The sequence below is a fragment of the Proteiniphilum sp. X52 genome (genome assembly GCF_003712195.1).
GTDB lineage: Bacteria > Bacteroidota > Bacteroidia > Bacteroidales > Dysgonomonadaceae > Proteiniphilum.
On record NZ_RDSD01000063.1, the window covers coordinates 1 to 1,662 of the forward strand.

Sequence of the window (1,662 nt, forward strand, 5' to 3'; positions counted from 1 at the left end):
CAATATGGTATGTCAAAATAATACTGCTCTAATTTTTTTTCTTTTGTATTCATTACATGATTATAATTGACGAAGTGATTATTGGTCGTTACAGAGATATTAAGAGATATGTCTTCCAAATTGATTATTTCAATTTGGTCAAAAATCTCAGTTATACTTACAATTTTGTTTCCATTCGGGTGTATGGCATCCGCCAATGTTAGCATCTTGTTAATTAGAGGGTAGGTTATTGGATAATTATATAAAACAAAGTCATTTCCTATTTTTTCTTCTTTTAATGGATTGTATTTATAGTAATGTAGGCCCTTATTAATATCAAAATCCTTTATTAAAAGACAAGTGTCATTCAGATAAAAAACATTGAAAGGGTCTATGGGGTTTTTATAACTATAGGTTTTTTCTATTTGAAAGGTCTTGTCGCTAAACCCCTTTTCGACATTTAATAAAGAGACAGTTCTGTTATTATAATCCTTTATCCATAAATGAGGATATTTTTTCTTGATGATATGAAATGCGAGAAAATCTTTAGGTCCTTCTCCTTTATTAAAAAAATTCCCTATAAACTTATAGTTATCATTATAAGTATAAATTTGTGCGAAATACGGACGTCTGTATGTCCCAAGTATTATGTAAGGATTATATATTTGTACATGGCCAATACCAATCTCCTCCGGGGATGGTGCTGTAATATAGGCTTTGCCTGTATCCTAAAAGAAATTATGGTGGCAGAGCCATGAATTCGGCTTAAAGTGACCTCCTTTAAGGGTGGATAGTCGAATTCAAATAATTTCTTCATTTTCGTCTTATTTTTTCGATTGATGCTGTTTCATTATTAAAAGCATACAATGTATCATTCTCTATGCAAAATGTCGAATATATATTTCCAGGTAAGTGATAAATTGTATTTAACTCAAAATTTGGGCGCAATTTAATTCGTAGTATGGTGTTAGCCCGAAACTTGGCTCCTTGATTGGAAATAAGAAGATATAATTCACCATTGTCTATATAGGAATCCCTTACAAAAGCTGTATAAGAATTAGGACTATCAGGCTTTGAATTAATGAATTCTATATTTTTCTGAATTATCGGAATAAAAGAGTAATTAAATGATTCAAGTTTTTCCTTGTTAATAAAGTCATACTTCTCTATTATTGGTTGATTATCAGATACGGCATAGAAATATTCATGATCTTTTAATAAATCCCTTTTATTTTTTATAATATTTTGGAGAGAATGATTAAAATCAAATGATTCCCCAAATGAACTTATCTCTTTTTTATTTGTGAGATCTAAAAGTGAAATACTGGTTTTTAAATCCCTATCATATGAACCCATATACAGAAAATTATCATGAGTAAATATTCTCTGTTCAGAGAATACTTCCGTATTAAAGCTATGGATATAGTTGTTGTCGGGTGAAAAACATTTTATGGATTTGCTACCTATATCCATGATATAGACACTGTCATTAATATAATACTCCCCCAAAACTGGACACCAGGTTAAGACATGACGATGAAATGAAAAAACATTATCTTTAACAAAAAAAATTATGTCCACAACAAGAAGAAAATTCAGTAAAGAGTTTAAAGCTAAAGTCGTATTAGAATCTCTAAAAGAACGCGAAACAATAGAAAGTTTAGCTAAGAAGTATGAACTGCT

The 1,662-nt window shown here is 29.8% G+C and carries 3 protein-coding genes; 1 reads left to right on the forward strand and 2 read right to left on the reverse strand.

Going from position 1 to position 1,662, the window contains the following annotated elements:
* On the reverse strand, positions 1 to 206 hold a 206-nt coding region (locus tag D7D25_RS18335), incomplete at its 3' end, for a hypothetical protein (protein ID WP_221408034.1).
* 586 nt (positions 207 to 792) lie between these two features.
* A complete protein-coding gene (locus D7D25_RS18865; RefSeq protein ID WP_122970212.1) occupies positions 793 to 1,335 on the reverse strand; it encodes a hypothetical protein in 543 nt (180 codons plus the stop codon).
* Positions 1,336 to 1,552: 217 nt separating this feature from the next.
* Here D7D25_RS18865 and D7D25_RS18870 point away from each other — a divergent pair.
* Positions 1,553 to 1,662 (forward strand): transposase (locus D7D25_RS18870; protein WP_148038975.1); only part of this gene is annotated, 110 nt, incomplete at its 3' end.

Coding starts and splice junctions, on each gene's coding strand:
- D7D25_RS18865 (WP_122970212.1), bottom strand. CDS start 1,335: ATGGGTTCATATGATAGGGATTTAAAAACCAGTATTTCACTTTTAGAT.